Here is a 17,176-nt window from a genome sequence, read left to right as displayed (position 1 = left end):
TTGCTGGCATTTAAACCTATTTTATACTATAATTTAGTATAAATATTTTAATAATAATTTCATGTCAGTAAAGAACTCAGATAAATCACAACCATTCCTACAATGGGTTGGTGGTAAAAGAAAAATTGCCGATCAATTAATTAAGTTTCTTCCATCAACACTGAATAACTACTATGAACCATTCCTTGGTGGTGGGGCTTTATTTTTTCAAATTAGAGATAAATTTAAACAATGCTATTTATCTGATATTAATCTAGAGCTAGTAACTAGCTATAACGCAATAAAGAAGAATCCAGATAAGGTCAGTAAACTATTAGACTCTCATAAAGAAAAACATTCCAAAGAGCATTATTACCAAGTTAGAAGTAATAATGATAGTAATGACCCAGCAAAAATTACTGCAAGATTTATCTATCTTAATAGATATTCATTTAAAGGCATTTACCGGATTAATATTGATGGGAAGCCAGCTCAAACTTTCTCTGGTAGAAACTATAGTAAATCTGATATTGCTTCTCGATTAAAACAGTGTAGTCAGCTTTTAGCTGACACATCTATTTGTGCTATGGATTTTTCTTTCATTGAACCACAACAAGATGATTTTGTTTATTTTGATCCTCCTTATCATAAATCAGGTGAGAAGTTTTATACCAGATTACCCTTTGATGAAAATGAGCAAACGAGACTTAAAGATTTTGCTACAGAACTCAATGATAAAAATGTTAAAATAATGGTTTCTAATAGTAATACTCCCTTTATTAGAAACTTATACAAAAATTTTAATATTAGTACTATTAAGGTTAAATATTCTATGCCTGAGCACAATAAAATATCTGATGAAGTAGTTATTACAAATTATCAATTACCACAATAGCTTAGTTATATTCAAACTTGATTAATTCAAAGCAATAATCTTGAGTCTTAAAAGCTTCTTCTAGATCTTGCATATGACGATTTCTAACATAGTAATCATTAAAAGCCGTTGTTGATTTAAGGATTACCTTGTTGTTGACTATATCTTCCTCTACCACTACTAATTTACTTAATACCCCAAAATCAATATATTGGTTATAACGTTCAATAAGAAATTTCCGTGCCCTGTACCATATTGAATTAGGATTTAATTGCTTGCTAAGCTGCAATAGGTAATTTTGTTTTTCATCTTCAGTATTATTATGCTTAGCTTCAAGCTCAGCAAATGGTATGATTTGTAATTGCCCAATATTACTGCCATAGATCATTCGTACTTGCTGTAGTATTTTATCTTGGCTATGTTCTGAAAGCGTAATGTTTTTAAGCAATTTTATTTGATAGCTATTACCTACTACCCCAATAAAGTAGCAAGAACTTAGTAATTCATAAGCTGTATCAGGATCAAAACTACCAACAATTTTACGTTTTAGCTGAGCTTGCTTGCTAGTATCAAGGCTACTTTCTATCTTATCTAGATGTCGGTCTTTGGCTTTGTTTACATCGCTAGATTTAAACTGAAATGTAGTGCTGTTGGCTTTAGTAGTTTCTCTGAGCTCATGAGCTAAAGCTTTAGCCATATAGTTCAGTAGGACTTTCTTATGACCAAAATGATATTCTGGATATTGTTCTGCTAGCTTCAATAAGAGCTTATTGATGAAATTAAGATTAAATTCTCGATTTGATTTTACCTGTAATAAATCGGCCTCTTCTTGAGTTAAGGGATGGAAATCTATTAATTTTTTTCTTTTGAACCAGCCTTTATTCTTTACAGATTCTACTGCTGAATCATTATTAGCTGGTGATGCTATTTGCTTACATCTTGCCTTATCCACCTTATCAAGCACTGCTTGCAATGCCTTATTAATCTGTAATGGACCAACGATAAAATCACTTTTGGCTGTTTTGGTATTTTCACTCTCTTGCTGATTATTAGCCGATCTTGTTGTTGCGAATTTTAACTCTTGTGCAAGCTTTTGTTGTTGTGAATATTGTAGTAATTGTTGATTTTGAACAGTTTCATTTTGTTCATTTTGAAAAATTATAGATTTGCTATATCTAGATTTATTAGATATATTTTTATTATTATCTATATATATGTACTGGTCCAAACTTTTTTGGGGTTGAGGCAAAATTTCTTTGGGTTTCACCCCAAATTTATTTTGAGTTAAGCCCAAATTTTTTTCATTTTCATTGAGAATTTTTTGAGAAAATGGCTGGAAATTTCTAGCCAGCTTAATACAAGGAGTATTGCGGCATTTAATACCATATTTAATAATAGTTGCTTTATAAAACTTAATGAAACCACTCTTTTCTAATTCAATTAGGCACTGTCTGACACGTTCTTGACAAACTCCTAAGTGTTCTTCAAAGAAATGATAGGTTTCCTGAAGTTCGTCGATACTATTGTTATAGTAGATTTGCAAGCGGAAGACTATTAGAGATAGGAGTTGTCTTGAGGTTTTACTTAAAATTTTACCATTACTAGAGGATAGGTTACTCCATTCAGGAGGAATAAAATTACCAACAAAATTGTAGAAAATGATTGAATTTTGATTACCATGATCATGTGTTACACAATCATTAGTAAAATGTGATGAGCATATAGTGTGCATAAGACCTCAACTTAAACATCAGGTTTAGTCAAGGTAGTAAGAGAATTAGAGTACCATTTTTAAAAACGCGATGAGCATATAGTGAGCATATGGAGTAGGGAGGTAAAATTAGTAGATTACAAAAAGCTTGACTGTATGCTGGTGGGCGATAGAGGGGTTGAACCTCTGACCTTTACGATGTCAACGTAATGCTCTAACCAACTGAGCTAATCACCCTTGTAAATGTTAAGTTCTATATTTATTGTATAATATAGTAGATTTCAAGCTTTATTTACATTATTTATAGTATTTTATTATCTATTCTACAAATTTTTTATGACAAACTTAAAATCTAAAGCTTTAGACTTTACTCAAAATTTTGTTATTGCACTTGATGGTCCTGCTGCTTCCGGTAAAGGTACTATTGGGTTTATGCTTGCTGAAAAATTTTCTTTAAAATATGTTCAATCAAGTATTGTTTATAGGCAGCTTGCTTTTAATTGCATTAAAGAAAAAATAGACATTACAGATATCAATAAAGTAATTTCCTTATCTAAAGAAATAAATATTACAGATAAGTTTGACTTAGAGGATGAAAATATAGGAGGCGTTGCTTCACAAATTGCCGTAATAGCTGAGGTAAGAGATAATCTAAATAAGCATTTAGTAAAGTTAATTAATACTACACCTCGAATTCTTATGGAGGGTAGAGATATAGGGACAATAGTTGCACCTAATGCCGATTTTAAAATATTTATAACCGCAAACCCTGAGGTTAGAGCTGAGAGGCGATATAAACAGTTGCAAGCTAAAGGCAAAGCATGTATACTTGACGAGATTTTACAACAGATAATTCTGCGTGATAAAAGAGATAAAGAGCGAGAAGTAGCACCTTTATTACCGGCTTTGGATGCTTTAATTATTGATACTTCCAAGCTTTCACCTTTATCGGTTGTAGAACAAATAATGCAATTTATATTGAAAGAATAAAATAACTTGGTGCTTATAGTTTATTTTATTTATAGGATATTTTTCCAAACTTGCTTATAGATAGAAATGTCATCTAGTTGCTTGACCACATGGAGCATTGCCTGCGTGGAACGAAAAACGTGATCGGTGTCATCCCGTGGCTTGTCCACGGGATCCAGAAAATAATAAAAAATACTAATTTTATTAGTATTTTTAACTGGATCCCGTGAATAAATCACGGGATGACAGGGGAAACTGATCCACCCAGGCAATGCCACCACGGTATGACAGTGATATTTGGAAAATATCTTTTTTATTAACCCTTTAAAAAGATTATCTATTAGTTCAGCACCACTAATATTTACGAGAAAAATATGACAACAAAATTAAAACAAAGATTCGTTCCACAACTTGCAGCAGTTAATCATGAATTTGAAGATGATTTTTCTAAAATGCTTGAAACTGTTGATACGAGTCATATAAAACCTGGAACAGTAGTAAAAGGTCAAGTAGTTGATATTAATGAAGTAGTGGTTGTTGACGTTGGATTAAAAAATGAAGGTAGAATACCTAAATCTGAATTTTTATTATCACCGGCACATAAATTACCTGAGATTGGTGATTTAGTTGATGTTTATATTGAAAAAACTGAAGGACATAGCGGCAAAACCCTAAGCCGTGAGAAAGCGATAAAAGAAGAATTATGGGGTCAGTTAGAACTCATATGTAGCAAAGGTGAGTTTGTTGATGGTACAATTTTTGGTCGTGTAAAAGGTGGTTTCACTGTTGATTTATCCGGTGTTGTAGCGTTTTTACCAGGAAGCCAAGTTGATGTTAGACCAATCAAAGATCCTAGCTCTATAATGAATATTAGACAGCCATTTAAGATCCTAAGCATGGATAAAAAGCTTGGTAATATAGTTGTTTCAAGAAGAGCTATATTAGAGGAATCACGTTCTGAAGCTAGAGACGAGATGCTATCTAAAATCAAAGAAGGAATGATCCTTGAGGGAACAGTAAAGAATATTACAGATTACGGTGCATTCATTGATCTTGGTAGTGTTGACGGCTTATTACACTTAACTGATATTTCTTGGGCTAGAGTTAACCACCCATCAGAAGTGCTAGAATTTAATCAGAAAGTTAAAGTAATGGTTATTAAGTTTAACGAAGAGACAAAAAGAATATCTCTTGGTATGAAACAACTTGATTATAACCCATGGGAAAAAATTAAAGAAGAATTTCCTGTCGGTAAAAAAATGACTGGAAAAGTCACAAATTTTGCTGATTATGGTGTATTTATTGAATTAAAGGATGGTTTAGAAGGGCTTGTTCACTCAAGTGAAATTAGTTGGCTTAAATCTAATCAAAATCCTAGAAAGACTCTTACCATAGGTCAAGAAGTAGAATTTATGGTGTTAGAAGTTGATACAGAAAAACATCGTGTTTCTTTAAGTATTAAGCAATGCCAGCAAAATCCTTTAATAAAATTTGCTGAAACTAATCCTGTTGGAACAGTGATCAAAGCTCCAATTAGAAACATTACTGATTTTGGAATCTTTGTTGCACTTAGCGATAATTTAGACGGTATGATTCATGAGGGTGATATTACTTGGGAAGATAATGGTAATGAGTTACTCAAAACATACAAAAAAGGTGATGAAGTAGAGTGCAAAGTTCTAACAATCAATATTGAAAAAGAACAAATTAGTCTAGGTATCAAGCAATTAACTCCTAATCCATATCAAGGAATTGCTGATGAATATAAAAAAGGAACAGTAGTTAAAGCTGTTGTGACAGCAATCAAAGACGATGGATTGGAAGTATTAGTAAACGATAAAGCAGCAGGATTTATTAAAAAATCTGATTTATCAGATGAAAAAGAAGAACAAAAACCTGAAATGTTTGCAGTAGATCAAGAAATCGAAGCAAAAGTTGCTTCTATCGAAAAGTCAACCAATAAAATTTTATTATCAATAAAAGCCTATAAAATAGCAGAGCGTCAAAAGGCTCTTAAAGAATATGGCTCTAGCGATAATACAACCAATATGGGTGACATACTTGCTAATGCTTTAGAAGATAGTAAGAAGTAGGATTGTTAGTCAACCTCCTCGGTGTCATCCCGTGATTTATGAACTAGAGCCAGTTAAAAATACTCATAAAATTAGTATTTTTTATTATTTTCTGGATCTAGTTCCCAAGCAACTAGATGACACCGAGGGCGTTTTTCGATCCATGCGGGCAACACCTCCACGGGATGACACATATCCTTCCAACGAAAACTTTAAGGAAAAATATCCAATGTCCTACGTACCGATAGTAATTGAACAAACCTCTAGGGGTGAGCGTGCTTATGATATATATTCAAGGTTATTAAAAGAACGTATAATCTTTGTATGTGGTCCTATTGAAGACCATATGGCAAATTTGATTACTGCCCAATTATTGTTCCTTGAGGCAGAAAATCCTGAGAAAGATATATATATGTATATAAATTCTCCTGGCGGGGTTGTAACAGCTGGTCTTGCAATTTATGATACTATGCAATATATCAAGCCTAAAGTAGCTACTCTTTGTATCGGTCAAGCTTGTTCTATGGGGTCCTTTTTACTTTGTGGTGGTGAGAAAGGAATGAGATACAGCCTGCCGCATAGCCGTGTTATGATCCACCAACCATCAGGAGGTTATCGAGGTCAGGCAACAGATATAGAAATTCATGCTCAAGAAACATTGAAAATCAAAAAAATCCTTAATAGTCTATATAGTAAACATACTGGACAAGATGTAAAACATGTTGAAAAAAGCATGGAACGTGATAATTTTATGTCACCTGAAGAAGCAAAAAAATTCGGCATAATCGATAAAATAATTACACACAGAGATATTAAGTTGTTGAAAGATAAGGAACAAGGTCAGTAGCAAATCGTCATTGCGAGGAGCGTAGCGACGAAGCAATCTTAGGATGTTTGACGAGATTGCCGTGTCAATGCTTTGCATCCACGAAGTTGTTGTGTGGATCCTTTTCCTCCTGTCACCCGTGGCGGCATTGCCCGCATAGACTGGTTTTCCAATTGTTATCCCGTGATTTATTCACGGGATCCATATTATTTTTTCTGGATTGCCACGCTCATTTCATTCGCTCGCAATGACATAAACGAGCCATGCAAAAACTCCCGAATCTCCTCGCAATGACAGTATCTTAACACAACACATAAAAAAACTTATAGATTTAGTATTATTATTAGAGTATAAACAATTATCTTTTTATTGGGGTCATAGCTCAGTTGGTAGAGCGTTTGAATGGCATTCAAAAGGTTGGGGGTTCGATTCCCCCTGGCTCCACCAATTCCTACAATGGTTTTCAGCCTTTCTTAAATCTTCTAAAAAAAACATATGTTCCAAAATACTTAATTTTAATATTGAGACAGTATAAAAAAATAATCAGCTCATAAGCTATTTTTTCCATACTTACTTAAAACATAATCAAGCAATGCCAAGCTATCGGCTTCGTTATTATCAACCGGTTTAAATCCTTTCTTTTAACAGCTTCTATTACGTCATATTTAGTAGCGTTACCTTTACCAGTGATATGTTTCTTACTATTAACTAAAAGCCAATAATCCATTTTAATTTCATTTATCTTCAACAGTTGCTGGAGGGCATTTCAAGCATCAACCTTGCGGCAAAAACTTAACCAAGGCGAATACTCAAACGCCGCCGATGCGTTGCTTAGATGGATAAAAGCTAAAGGCGGTATGAAGCTGCAAGGCTTGGTTAGACGCCGAACATTAGAGCGGTCATTGTTTTTGAGCGAAATAGCTACAGCAGCGGTTATTATTAGCTCTGCCTAAAATACTCTCTATATTTACATCTTAGTAAAAATTTCTTAGATATTCTGTTATAATTGTAAGTGGTAATTGTTACTAGTTATTAAATCTTTTATCATTTCCCTTTATCCTATACTAATCCTTGTGTTTCCTAGATTATCTCTAAGTTATTAATTTATATCCTTAGTTAAATTTCTATTGCATTCTTAAATCTTCTTATCTAGATTCTTCCCATAGCTCATTTTTAACAAAATATTAAAAATTATAGAATTTAATTAAGGAGTAAATTTATGAAAGAATTAATAGAGTTTTTAGAAAGCAGAGGATTATACAACGATGATTTTAAGAAAGATAATACATTGCTTAATCTTGGATATAAAAAAATAGACGATAGTGGAGTAAAAGAATTAGCTGAAGTGCTAAAACATAATTTTACTGTTACAGAACTTTATCTTGATTATAATGGCATAAGCGATAATGAAGTAAAGGAATTAGCTGAAATGCTTAAAGTTAATTCTACTCTTACTACACTTTATCTTTCTAAAAATAATATAAGCAATTTAGGTGCTATGGAATTATTAGAAGTGCTAAAATTTAATTCTACTGTTTCTATTAATGTTGATCAAAATAATATAGGCAAATCCGAAAAGAATCTTATTGATAGTTACTCTCAAAGAAATAAAAATTTAGCCGAGAGAAAAGCATTAAATACAAAATTTCTAGAAAATGATCAACTGCAAAAATTATCTGATGAATTAAGTAATAAGATAATCAATAATATTACAATAAATACTAAAGATAAAACTATAATTTTAGATACTATACAAGACATATTACAAAAAGCTAAATTTTTCACAAGCAAAATTTATATAAAACAAATAGAGAGTAGTTTTCAAGAACTTTTAGACAGTAAGCCCACAAAAGCAAAGGTTATGAAAATGGAAGAAGATATTGATAACTTAATAGAGCAACAAACAATTACAATATTTAACGAGTCAATAAATAAGTTGAACTATAAAATAGCTAATGATACTACGATAAATATTAAAGATAAAGCTATAATAGAAGATACTATGGTTAATATAACAGACAAGGCTAAGAAATTTAATAATATAATTGAACTAGAAAAAATAATTACGTTCATGCAAAAACTTTTTGTTGGGCAGCCTAAAAAAATTGGCTTTATAATGGCAGAAGAACTCATTGATAATTGCTTAATAGAACAGCAAAATGATGATATTAGCTTGGCAGGTAGTGACGCTACTTTTGGGTAAATCAAAAAAACATAAGGGTAATTAATCCTTACCCTTTAAATTTCCATGCTGCTTGTGAATTTTGTTGCATAAAAAAGTTGTTATTTATACACTGTCAGGTAGTGGTATTGGTTAGCAAATCGTACTACTTACCTCCATCATTCAAATCATTCGCAATTAATCACAAATATACTAAATATTAAATTCATTATACATATTTGTATATTTTCCTATAATATCTTTAGCTAATTCAGCTATATTAGCATTAATTTACTATCCGATGGTAGAAAACTAAATATAATAATCATCTGAAAGTCAAAAAATCATGCATAAATTCTTATTAACTTTTAAATTAATGCGGGCAGATAAGCCGGTAGCTTACTTACTGGTCTTCTTCCCTGCCTTATTTGGTTTACTGCTTGCAAATCCGTCTAGAGCAGATTTAATATATTTGTTGCCTCTATTTATCCTAGGCAGCATCACAACAAGAAGTAGCGGATGTATTATCAATGATATATTTGACCAAAAATTCGATAAGCATGTTGCACGAACTAAAAACCGCCCTCTAGCTAGCGGTGCTTTGTCTATAAAATATGCTATCGGCATGCTCTTTATTCTTAGCATACTCTCGCTTTTTATTTTGCTAACCTTGAGTAGGACAGCCATATATATAGGTTTTTTCACAGTAATGATGATTAGTATATATCCGCTAATGAAGCGTGTTACTTACCTCCCACAAGTTTTTTTAGGTTTTACATTTAATTTAGGAACGCTAATAGCCTATGCAACAGTTCAGAATAAGCTGGATATAGCAGCAATTACTATGTATTTAGCCTGCTGTTTATGGACGATAGGGTATGATACGATATATGGATTTATGGATATAAAGGACGATAAGAAAATAGGAGTGAAATCCTTAAGTATTTGTTTAGAAAATAAAGCATATAAATTTTGGCTTTATATATTTTACGTTGGATTTATTTTATTATTTATTTCAGCTGCCGGCTATAATCTAGACTATCTACCTATCCTCGGTGCTTCAACCTTATTAATATTACAAATAGCAACTTTAGAAATTCACAATCCGGCTAATTGCATGACGAGATTTAAAGCAAATCATTATGCCGGATTACTATTAAGTTTAAGTTTCTGTTAAATATATTGCTAATTTGTATATGAACCATACAGCACATTCCATATCTAAAGTGTTTTAAATTATTAAATAAACATGATGGTTGAAAAAGTAATTTTTAATGTCTATTTTTACAAAAACTAGATAATTTGCTTTTCGATTTTTAACCTATATAATCTATGGCAGAAAAATAAATAAGATAAAAATATGACTGATCAATTAAAACAGAATCAAATAAATAATGCTGCATGGGCGGCTTGCGATACTTTTCGCAGGGTAGTAGATGCGGCAAATTATAAAGATTACATATTAGTGATGCTATTTTTTAAATATATTTCAGATGTTTGGAAAGCTCATAAAAAAGAATGTGAAGAGAGAGATAAAGATGAGCCTTCAAGAATTCAATCGCAATTAGAACGTGAAGATTTTGTAATACCGAAAGGGGCAAATTTTTATGATATTTTTGTACAAAGAGAAAAGTCGGATAGCATAGGTGAACTTATAAATAAGGCTTTAAATGAAATAGAACAAAAGAATCTTGCAAAGCTGAAAGGAGTATTTCGAAATGTTGATTTTAACTCAGAATTTAACTTAGGTAAAACAAAAGAGCGAAATCGTCGCTTAAAAATGTTATTAGAAGATTTTGGTAAGCTGGAATTAGATTTAAGTCCTGATAGAGTTAATGAAGATATTATAGGCGAATGTTATATTTACCTAATATCACGCTTTGCTTCAGATGCAGGTAAAAAAGCCGGTGAATTTTATACTCCTACTGCTGTATCAACTTTACTTGCAAAGCTTGCCGCTCCGAAATCCGGTGATATAATTTGCGATCCTGCTTGTGGGTCCGGTTCACTTTTACTTCGAGCGGCTAAAGAGGTAGGCGACAATAATTACGCACTTTACGGTCAAGAAATGAATAATGCCACATGGGCATTAGCACAGATGAATATGTTTTTGCATTCGGAAGGGGGAGCTCACATTTATTGGGGTGATACGCTAAATCATCCAGAAATACTTGAAAACGATAAGTTAATGAAGTTTGATATAGTTATTGCTAACCCGCCTTTTAGTTTAGAAAAATGGGGACATGAGAATGCGGCTAACGATAACCATAAACGTTTTTGGCGTGGTATTCCTCCTAAAACTAAAGGCGATTATGCTTTTATTTCGCATATGATTGAAGTTACTAAGCCACTTAGCGGACGTGCTGCTATAGTAGTACCGCACGGTGTATTATTTCGTGGAGGAACAGAAGGGTTAATTCGTCAAAGTTTAATCGAAGATAATTTATTAGACGCAGTAATTGGTCTACCAGCTAATCTTTTTACTTCAACTGGTATTCCCGTTGCTATTTTGGTATTTGATCGATCAAGAGAAACAGGAGGACAAAATAATCAACGAAAAGATGTGCTATTTATTGATGCCAGTAGCTCTTTCAAAGCAGGTAAAGGGCAGAACTTTTTAGAAGAAGAACATATTAATAAAATCGTTGATACTTATAAAAACAGGAAAGCCATTGAAAAATATTCTCATCTAGCAAATATCCATGAAATTCGTGAAAATAAACATAATTTAAATATCCCACGTTATGTTGATACTTATGAAGAAGAGGAAGAAATTGACGTTGCAGAACTACAAAAAGAAATCCAGCAACTTGAAAAAGAGCTAGTAGAAATACGATCACAAATGGATGTTCATTTGAAAGAGCTTGGGGTTTAATTTAAATGTTAGATATAAAAAAATGGTCTCTAGTAAATCTTGCAGAAGTTACTGATATTATAGTAAGCAATGTAGATAAAAAAACGATAATTAATGAAAAATCAGTTAAACTCTGTAATTATATGGATGTTTTTAAAAATCGCTATATAACCAACAGTCTTAATTTCATGAAAGCTACAGCTTCCGAGCATGAGATTCACACATATGCACTTAGAAAAGGTGATGTAATATTTACTAAAGATTCTGAAACTGCAAAGGATATTGCAGTTTGTTCTTTTATTGAAGAAGATATTAAGGATTTGATATGTGGTTATCACTTAGTTATTGCACGCCCAAAATCTTAAAAAATTTATGGTACATATCTTGCTGAAGCAATTAACTCTCCATTTGTACACAAGCAGTTTATACGTATAGCTAACGGTATTACTCGGTTTGGTTTAGTAAAAGAGGGTATAAATAATATAAAATTGCCTTTGCCTCCTCTTCCTGAACAACAAAAAATAGCTAATATTTTACGTGTGTGGGATAAAGCAATAGAGAAAGTTAGTACTTTAATAAGCTTAAATGAAAAATTTTTTAATAATTTAGCTAAAAAATTATTAAAAAATTGTTTAAACCCACAATATCTTGCTTGGTGTCCTGTAACACTTGGCGAAATTTTTACTGAACGTCGAGAAACCACCTTGAACAAGATGGAATTATTATCTATTACCGGGTCTGAAGGTATTGTAAAAAAAGATTCTTTAAAAAAACGTGATACCTCAAATAAAGATAAATCAAAATATCTTCTTATTTATCCCGGGGATCTTGGATATAATACGATGAGAATGTGGCAAGGCGTTTGTGGTATTTCTTCATTATCCGGTATTGTAAGCCCTGCATATACAATTTGTATACCAAATAGTTCGGCAATTAACACTCAATTTATTTATTTTTTATTTAAACTACCAAAAATGATAAATGAGTTCTATCGTTACTCTCAAGGATTAGTAGATGATACACTCGGTTTAAAATTTTCTTATTTTGCAGAAATTAAAATAAATATTCCTACAATAGAATACCAAAACCAAACTGCAAATATTTTACTAAATTATAAAAATCAAATCTCAAAATATAAAAATTATAAAAAAGCATTACAATCTCAAAAACAAGGTTTAATACAAAAACTACTTACCGGCGAGTGGCGTGTAAAAATAGACGAGTAAAAATTTGATAGCAAATTTACTAGGTAAATTATATTTAAAGTTAACTTACTTAGAAATTATCAAGAAATTTAGAAATAATTAAAATTATGTTCTCCAATATCGATGAAAAATCCCTTCCTCATATACCTGCTGTGAAAGCATTAATGGCATTTGGTTATGAACTGCTTAATCAAGAAGAACTGAAAAAAAAAGCGAGTTAATCCTCACAATATATTGTTGGAGGATATATTAATCAAAAAAATTAAAGAACTTAATAAGAATAAAATCGATTTAGATGATAAAGATGCAAAAAAGGCTGTGTATCAGCTTATGGACATTAAAAATTCCGGTTTAGTAAAAACCAATGAAGAGGTATATGATTTACTAACTTTAGGAGCAAATATTAAGAAAGATTTTAAAAGCTATAACTTAAAATATATCGATTGGCAAGAACCTGAAAATAATACTTACCATGTTGCTTTTGAAGTACCGGTAAAAAACAAAATGAATATCGAACGTGAATGCGATATTGTATTATTTGTTAATGGTATACCTTTTGTAGTAATTGAAAATAAATCACCCTCCGAGTCATTAGATGAGGCTATATTTCAACATATACGTAATCAAAGATCGGATGAAATACCGCTCAAAAAATTATTGGAGCATTTGGAGAGAAGAAGAAAAGCAAAATATCGATATTATACGTAATTTAATTAATATTCCTTTGCCTAAAAAAGAAAAAAAAACTCTTTATACAGGTGATTTTGCCTCTTATAAAGATCATTTTAATCAACAAGAATTAGCCGGCACTATAGAACCTACCGAACAAGATAAAATACTTTATGCGTTATGTCGTCCGGAAAGATTACTTGACTTAATCGCTAATTTTTGTGTTTTTGATAATGCAGTAAGAAAAATAGCCCGTCATCATCAATTTTTTGCTACACATGCAGCTGCAAAAAGAATACAACAACATGATGAGTATCATATTAGAAAAGGGGGGGTAATATGGCATACCCAAGGTACGGGCAAATCTTTAACAATGATATTGATTGCTAAATTTTTACTTAAATCAAATGATACCGAAAATCTGCGTATCATAATTATAACCGATAGAACAGAACTTGATGAACAAATTAAAAATGCTTTTAAAAATTGTGGATTTGAACCTAAAAATGCAATTTCATCAGAACATTTAATTAAATTAATTAAATGTAATGCATCTGTTATAACTTCATTAATTCATAAATTTAATACGGCTTTCAAAAAAGAATTTCAAGATTTAAACAATAATATTCTTGTTTTTGTCGATGAATGTCATCGTACTCAACATGGCGATTTAGCTAATAAAATGCGAGCTATCTTGCCTAATGCTTGTTATATAGGATTTACTGGTACACCACTTTTTAAAGAATATAAAAATACCATGGAAAAGTTTGGCGGATCAATTCATAATTATACTTTAAAAGATAACATAATTGTAAAGTTATTTTATGAAGGACGTATTATTCAACAACATCTTAATGATGAAATATCCATTAATAAAAATTTTGATACAATCACTAATGACCTAGATGAAAAACAAAAAACAGCTTTAAAAAGGAGATTTAGTCACCCAACAACTCTTTCTAACACAGAAAAAACAATTTATGCTAAAGCAGCCGATATTTCAACACACTACTCAAAAACCTTTAAAGGCACAGGTTTAAAAGGTATGTTAATAGCTCCTTCTAGAGCTATTGCTATTCGCTTTAAAAAAATTTTAGACCAAATAGGTCAAGTAAATTCCGAAGTCGTTATATCTTCTTTTGATGAACGAAAAGGTAATACGGATATTAGAAGCAAAAATGAAATACAGGAATTTTTAACTACTCAAAAAGGTTTAAAATCAAACCATCATAAAATTACTAAAGAATTTAATAGTGACGATGGTCCTGAAATTTTAATTGTGGTTTCAAAATTATTAACTGGTTTTGATGCACCACGTAATACTGTAGTTTATATATGTAAGAAATTAAAAGAACATACTCTTTTACAAGCAATTTCTCGTATAAATCGTCTATTTGAGAAAAACGAAAAAACTAAAGAATATGGTTATATAATTGATTATGAGGGGTTAAGAGTTGCATTAAACAATGCATATAAAACTTATGAAAATCATAATATACAAAATTTTAATATTCGTAATTTGGAAAAATTAAATAAAGAAGATTTAGAAGATACTATATTTTTTGTAGACGATAAAATACAAGAACTTTTCCCATCACTGCAAGAAATTAAAGATATTTTTACAAATGTACCTAATAGTTTAGATCCCGAACAAATTGAGCAGCATTTAGCCGATGAAAATATACGAAGTAATTTTTATTTCTTATTAGACAAATTTAAAAATCTAATGTCTATAGCTTCTAACTCCAATAAATTATGTCAAGTTTTTTCAATAGAGCAATTAGCCGAACTACAAAATGGATTAAAAAACTTTGATAAACTTAAGAAAATAGTAGAAAAGCGTTATAATGAAAAAACAGATAAAAAAATATATACTGATCAAATCGCAAAATTACTTGATGAACATATTATTGCCGGTGATATTATTAAGACCGACATGGTTAACATTTTTGACAATCAAATATTAGAGCATTTTATTACAAGAGTAGACATTACAGATGTAGACAAGGCTAATCAAATTAATGCTCAACTACAAGATGTCATTAATGATTATATCAGTGCTGATCCCGCACTTTCTCGAAAATTTTCAGAGCTTATAAATAGCACAATAACACAGCATCATTATAAACGTTTATCGGATAGCGATTTTTTAAATAAATCTATAAACATAATAAATGAATTTAAAAAAGATGTACCAACTGAATTAAACAATAATAAAACAATAATAGCTTTTTATAGAAAATTACTTAACTTTTTACAGAATCAAACAGGTCAAGATCAGCGTGAAAATACTATTAAAATTGCTCTTGATATGTATGAAATTATCAAAAATAAAAAGGTTATTCACTGGACAATAAATTCTAAAGTCATAAATGAAATGAAAAAGTCACTTAATAATTATTTTTTTGATGTAGTTAAAAACGAAATGCGTATTGATTTTAATACTAAAAATTTAAGTAATCTTACAGATAGTTTAATTGATCTTGCTATAGAGCATGAAAGCTAAATAATTATGCTCCTGATTCTTGCAGGTAGTTTTAATGATTTCTCTTTCATAAAGTTTAGAAATTGGCTAACTGAATCTACTATATCGTCATTTTTGATATGCGGAAAGTTTAGTAATTCCTTTAAGGCTATGGTTGATTGTCTAGGCATTAGCACTATACCAGCTTGAAATAACGGCACCACCGAAGCAAATCTTGTAATTTTATCAAGCTTCGGTTTAATACCGACCACTCTAATATTATCCCCTAAAAATCCTAAATCTTGAATTAGTTGCTGACCGCTTGCTTTATCTTCTATCAATATAAACCTTGGTTTATATTGATTGGCTAATTTTTCTATTAAATTCTTCAGCTCAGGATAATTAATTTTTTTCCGAACCAATGAAATAAGGTAATATTTCTGCCCTAAAATACCCCATATAGTGCAGACACTATAGTCGGAATCTTCAGAAATCTTAATCGCCGTATCCCAGCTTTGGACTAAATAATCAAACTTCTCAGGTAAATTTTCATAAAAGCTAATATCTTCCATATTAAGCAGTGATGAGCCTTGTGGTATAGGCTCTTGTAAATATTGAGCATGATAATTATAGCTACCTATTTCATGCTCTAATTTTGCTAAGCAATCAGCCGGCTCTTTATAATTCTCCAATACTTCACCTTTAACATAAGAATTAGCTGTGAGTTTAAAAGAATAATCACAATCAGCAATAGCTGGAATTTTTAAGTGATGCCACCCATTGCTACTATTAAGCAAATATCCAGCTAAATCATCACTATGTAGACGCTGCATAACCAAAACTATTGCACCACGATTACGATTATTGAGCCTACTGACAAAGGTTTGTTCAAACCAATCTATCACTTTTTGACGTATTTTATAGGAATGTATTTGCGTAGGGTTATGCGGATCATCGATAATTAAGATGTCCCCACCCTCCCCTGTAGCCGAACCACCTACTGATGTTGCAAAGCGAAAGCCGTTAGCGGTTGTAAGGAACTTGCTTTTCTGATTATGAGTTTTGCTAAGTATAGTATTCGGGAAAAGTTCCTTATACCAATCGGAATTTAAAATAAACCGACAATCAAGCGAATGTTTAACACTAAGCATTTGAGAATAGCTAGCCGACATTATACGCTTGGCTGGGTCAAGCCCTAATAAAAAAGCAGTCCAAGCAACACTAACGCAGATAGATTTCAAGCTCCTAGGCGGTATGTTAATTATTAAACGATTAATATCACCATTCTGCACAGCCCTTAAATAATCGCTAATTATGTTAATATGTTTACTGGGATAATACTTAGCACCTGGATTAATAGTATTAAATACCTTAATTATAAAACTAGGAAAA

At 31.3% G+C, this 17,176-nt stretch carries 14 protein-coding genes and 2 tRNA genes; 13 read left to right on the top strand and 3 right to left on the bottom strand.

The annotated features are described in order from the left end of the window. The first annotated feature begins 61 nt into the window (after positions 1 to 61). On the top strand, positions 62 to 874 hold the full coding sequence (locus RBE_RS02135) for a DNA adenine methylase (RefSeq protein WP_011477104.1): 813 nt from the start codon (positions 62 to 64) through the stop codon (positions 872 to 874). Between the two features lies 1 nt (position 875). Here RBE_RS02135 and RBE_RS02130 read toward each other — a convergent pair whose 3' ends face one another. Next, positions 876 to 2,585: a hypothetical protein gene (locus RBE_RS02130; protein WP_008579937.1), complete on the bottom strand. Its 1,710-nt coding sequence runs from the start codon at positions 2,583 to 2,585 to the stop codon at positions 876 to 878. A 139-nt stretch (positions 2,586 to 2,724) separates the two neighbouring features. Next, positions 2,725 to 2,801, bottom strand: a tRNA-Val gene (locus tag RBE_RS02125). A 99-nt stretch (positions 2,802 to 2,900) separates the two neighbouring features. Here RBE_RS02125 and cmk point away from each other — a divergent pair. The 12 genes from cmk to RBE_RS02070 all read left to right on the top strand — a co-directional run bounded on the left by cmk (position 2,901) and on the right by RBE_RS02070 (position 15,826). Then, entirely contained in the window at positions 2,901 to 3,554 is a 654-nt protein-coding gene (gene cmk / locus RBE_RS02120) for a (d)CMP kinase (RefSeq protein ID WP_011477103.1), read from the top strand. Positions 3,555 to 3,907: 353 nt separating this feature from the next. Continuing rightward, positions 3,908 to 5,626, top strand: coding sequence for a 30S ribosomal protein S1 (locus tag RBE_RS02115; RefSeq protein WP_011477102.1), 1,719 nt, complete (start codon positions 3,908 to 3,910; stop codon positions 5,624 to 5,626). Between the two features lie 208 nt (positions 5,627 to 5,834). Then, positions 5,835 to 6,452 carry an ATP-dependent Clp endopeptidase proteolytic subunit ClpP gene (clpP, locus tag RBE_RS02110; RefSeq protein WP_041804794.1) on the top strand — a complete coding sequence of 206 codons (618 nt, stop codon included), beginning with the start codon at positions 5,835 to 5,837 and terminating at the stop codon, positions 6,450 to 6,452. A 350-nt stretch (positions 6,453 to 6,802) separates the two neighbouring features. After that, a tRNA-Ala gene (locus RBE_RS02105) sits at positions 6,803 to 6,878 on the top strand. Positions 6,879 to 7,156: 278 nt separating this feature from the next. Then, positions 7,157 to 7,384, top strand: coding sequence for a glycoside hydrolase family protein (locus tag RBE_RS07800; protein ID WP_081423315.1), 228 nt, complete (start codon positions 7,157 to 7,159; stop codon positions 7,382 to 7,384). A 266-nt stretch (positions 7,385 to 7,650) separates the two neighbouring features. Then, positions 7,651 to 8,634, top strand: a complete 984-nt coding sequence (locus tag RBE_RS02100; RefSeq protein WP_011477098.1) for a hypothetical protein — start codon at positions 7,651 to 7,653, stop codon at positions 8,632 to 8,634. Positions 8,635 to 8,938: 304 nt separating this feature from the next. Beyond that, a complete protein-coding gene (gene ubiA, locus RBE_RS02095; protein WP_011477097.1) occupies positions 8,939 to 9,769 on the top strand; it encodes a 4-hydroxybenzoate octaprenyltransferase in 831 nt (276 codons plus the stop codon). 183 nt (positions 9,770 to 9,952) lie between these two features. Then, complete coding sequence (locus RBE_RS02090) at positions 9,953 to 11,467, top strand: type I restriction-modification system subunit M (RefSeq protein ID WP_011477096.1); 1,515 nt, start codon at positions 9,953 to 9,955, stop codon at positions 11,465 to 11,467. Between the two features lie 5 nt (positions 11,468 to 11,472). Next, on the top strand, positions 11,473 to 11,811 hold the full coding sequence (locus RBE_RS07495) for a hypothetical protein (protein ID WP_011477095.1): 339 nt from the start codon (positions 11,473 to 11,475) through the stop codon (positions 11,809 to 11,811). 3 nt (positions 11,812 to 11,814) lie between these two features. Then, complete coding sequence (locus tag RBE_RS02080; RefSeq protein WP_338053121.1) at positions 11,815 to 12,672, top strand: restriction endonuclease subunit S; 858 nt, start codon at positions 11,815 to 11,817, stop codon at positions 12,670 to 12,672. Positions 12,673 to 12,885: 213 nt separating this feature from the next. After that, on the top strand, positions 12,886 to 13,359 hold the full coding sequence (locus RBE_RS07795; RefSeq protein WP_187145749.1) for a type I restriction endonuclease: 474 nt from the start codon (positions 12,886 to 12,888) through the stop codon (positions 13,357 to 13,359). After that, positions 13,286 to 15,826 (top strand): type I restriction endonuclease subunit R, encoded by a 2,541-nt coding sequence (locus RBE_RS02070; RefSeq protein ID WP_041804626.1) that lies wholly within the window; start codon positions 13,286 to 13,288, stop codon positions 15,824 to 15,826. Before RBE_RS07795 ends, RBE_RS02070 begins: the two co-directional genes overlap by 74 nt. Here the strand turns inward: RBE_RS02070 and terL are convergent. Then, positions 15,823 to 17,076 carry a phage terminase large subunit gene (gene terL, locus RBE_RS02065; RefSeq protein WP_011477091.1) on the bottom strand — a complete coding sequence of 418 codons (1,254 nt, stop codon included), beginning with the start codon at positions 17,074 to 17,076 and terminating at the stop codon, positions 15,823 to 15,825. The two genes, RBE_RS02070 and terL, sit on opposite strands and share 4 nt — an antisense overlap. Positions 17,077 to 17,176 lie beyond the last annotated feature (100 nt).

The sequence above is a fragment of the Rickettsia bellii RML369-C genome (assembly GCF_000012385.1).
In the GTDB taxonomy this organism is placed as follows: domain Bacteria; phylum Pseudomonadota; class Alphaproteobacteria; order Rickettsiales; family Rickettsiaceae; genus Rickettsia; species Rickettsia bellii.
The sequence above is the reverse complement of the archived record's forward strand: the minus strand, read 5'-3'. Positions and strand labels throughout refer to the sequence as shown.

Coding starts and splice junctions, on each gene's coding strand:
- RBE_RS02130 (WP_008579937.1), bottom strand. CDS start 2,585: ATGCACACTATATGCTCATCACATTTTACTAATGATTGTGTAACACAT.
- cmk (WP_011477103.1), top strand. CDS start 2,901: ATGACAAACTTAAAATCTAAAGCTTTAGACTTTACTCAAAATTTTGTT.
- ubiA (WP_011477097.1), top strand. CDS start 8,939: ATGCATAAATTCTTATTAACTTTTAAATTAATGCGGGCAGATAAGCCG.
- clpP (WP_041804794.1), top strand. CDS start 5,835: ATGTCCTACGTACCGATAGTAATTGAACAAACCTCTAGGGGTGAGCGT.
- RBE_RS02135 (WP_011477104.1), top strand. CDS start 62: ATGTCAGTAAAGAACTCAGATAAATCACAACCATTCCTACAATGGGTT.
- RBE_RS02115 (WP_011477102.1), top strand. CDS start 3,908: ATGACAACAAAATTAAAACAAAGATTCGTTCCACAACTTGCAGCAGTT.
- RBE_RS07495 (WP_011477095.1), top strand. CDS start 11,473: ATGTTAGATATAAAAAAATGGTCTCTAGTAAATCTTGCAGAAGTTACT.
- RBE_RS02090 (WP_011477096.1), top strand. CDS start 9,953: ATGACTGATCAATTAAAACAGAATCAAATAAATAATGCTGCATGGGCG.
- RBE_RS02100 (WP_011477098.1), top strand. CDS start 7,651: ATGAAAGAATTAATAGAGTTTTTAGAAAGCAGAGGATTATACAACGAT.
- RBE_RS02070 (WP_041804626.1), top strand. CDS start 13,286: ATGAAATACCGCTCAAAAAATTATTGGAGCATTTGGAGAGAAGAAGAA.